This window comes from Paenibacillus phytorum (genome assembly GCF_013141715.1).
GTDB lineage: Bacteria > Bacillota > Bacilli > Paenibacillales > NBRC-103111 > Paenibacillus_E > Paenibacillus_E phytorum.
Genome location: NZ_WHOA01000171.1, coordinates 1 through 1,562, shown reverse-complemented (window position 1 = coordinate 1,562; position 1,562 = coordinate 1). Strand labels below are relative to the sequence as shown.

At 47.4% G+C, this 1,562-nt stretch carries 3 protein-coding genes and 1 pseudogene; all 4 read right to left on the bottom strand.

The features are described from left to right. Positions 1-593, bottom strand: a 593-nt coding sequence (locus GC098_RS25445) for a thioredoxin family protein (protein ID WP_246358949.1), incomplete at its 3' end; no start/stop codon positions are given. 5 nt (positions 594-598) lie between these two features. Then, positions 599-719: pseudogene (locus GC098_RS41305) on the bottom strand (methionine sulfoxide reductase); the annotation flags it as partial. 257 nt (positions 720-976) lie between these two features. Further along, complete coding sequence (gene trxA, locus GC098_RS25440; RefSeq protein WP_171646015.1) at positions 977-1,288, bottom strand: thioredoxin; 312 nt, start codon at positions 1,286-1,288, stop codon at positions 977-979. Positions 1,289-1,337: 49 nt separating this feature from the next. Further along, positions 1,338-1,562: FAD-dependent oxidoreductase (locus GC098_RS25435; RefSeq protein ID WP_171646014.1), on the bottom strand; the 225-nt coding region annotated here is incomplete at its 5' end.

The following is a 1,562-nucleotide window of genomic DNA, read 5'->3' as shown; positions in this document are numbered from 1 at the left end:
TGATAGAGCTCGCCGATCTCTCGATATGTTTGGTTCAATTTCTCCTTATAATCGGCTTCCTGTTTATCTGGATTGTTCTTTTTAAACCGATCCATCACGGCCTGAATATAGGCTGGACGCGCTCCCCATCTGCCTAGAACATCTCCGGACGCATTCAAGAAAACCGCGATCGGCTGATTTCGCCCGCCATCTGTGAGAAAGAGATCCATGGTTTCCAGATGCTCTTCCATGAGCAACACTTCAGTCGTAATGCGGCTCTGCTCCATCACTCGAAACAGTATGGGGACGTTCCAGATGACGTCCGGGCACCAATCTGTGCATAGAATCAAACAGTGCAGGTCGGAGCGATTGTTTAAAGCGGTAAAGAATACTTTCTGATCTTCTTGCGTCCATGTGAAATTCTCGTAAATGGAGATCAACTCCTCTTTGGTATTCGGGATATTATTGATTTCTATTGCCCGAATCTGCATGTCATCCATGAACTGTTGAGGTGAAATCCCTTGACCTATTTTGTGTGTTAAGTTCAATCGTGCTTCCATTTCTTCACGCACCTTCTTCATTATTTTTGGGACACTGCGGACTGCGGATCTCATAAAACTTAGTCCTTCGAAGAATCATTTTCAAACAAGTGAAGGTATTTCCCCGTATCCTTCCTTCTTCAGATCCTCTTTCGGAATAAAGCGAAGCGTTGCCGAGTTAATGCAATAACGCAACCTGCCTTTTTATTACCAGGATCGCTCAAGACATGAAAGCATAATTCATGTTTTTCTTTCATGGAAAGAGAATGATCGGGAGTTTGAGGACTAATCAAATCAAACTGGTGCCAAATGCTCGTATATCTCCCATGATACGTTCATATGCCCTTAACTGCATGTTACAATACGGGTACCATTCATCATGATAAAAATATGAATGACCGGGCCTTTAGCTAACTCTTCGGACAAAGTAATAGGTTCACCTAAAGGATTGTTCAGACTCAGGCCTGCTCGATGGCCGCCTTCAATCGATCTTTCGGTTGCACCCCGACGAGTTGGTTCACGACTTGCCCGTCTTTGAATATTAACAGGGTGGGGATACTCATGACGTTGTATTTGGCCGCGGATTCAGGATTATCGTCCACGTTGATTTTTACGATTTTGACTTTATCGCCGATCTCGGCGGACAGTTCGTTCAGTACCGGAGCGATCATTTTACAAGGTCCGCACCAAGGCGCCCAGAAATCGACGAGCACAGTGCCCGCTGCGGTCTCATTTTGGAAAGTAGCATCTGTTATCGGTTGAACTGACATGGCATATGCCTCCCTTAGGAATGATTGGTTGATTCGTTATGCGAAAATTTTAAGCGTACTGCTCGGACAAGAACCGTTCCGCATCCAGCGCGGCCATACAGCCGGTGCCTGCCGACGTAATGGCTTGGCGGTAAATGCGGTCCTGCACGTCGCCGCAGGCGAAAACGCCAGGTATGGCGGTTTGGGATGTGCCCGGAATGACTTGCAGGTAACCGAGCTCATCGGTTGGCAGCTGCCCGCCCAAGAAGCCCGTATTCGGCGTGTGGCCGATCGC

Excerpts from the sequence above, each read along its gene's own strand:
- trxA (WP_171646015.1), bottom strand. The coding sequence starts at position 1,288 with ATGTCAGTTCAACCGATAACAGATGCTACTTTCCAAAATGAGACCGCA.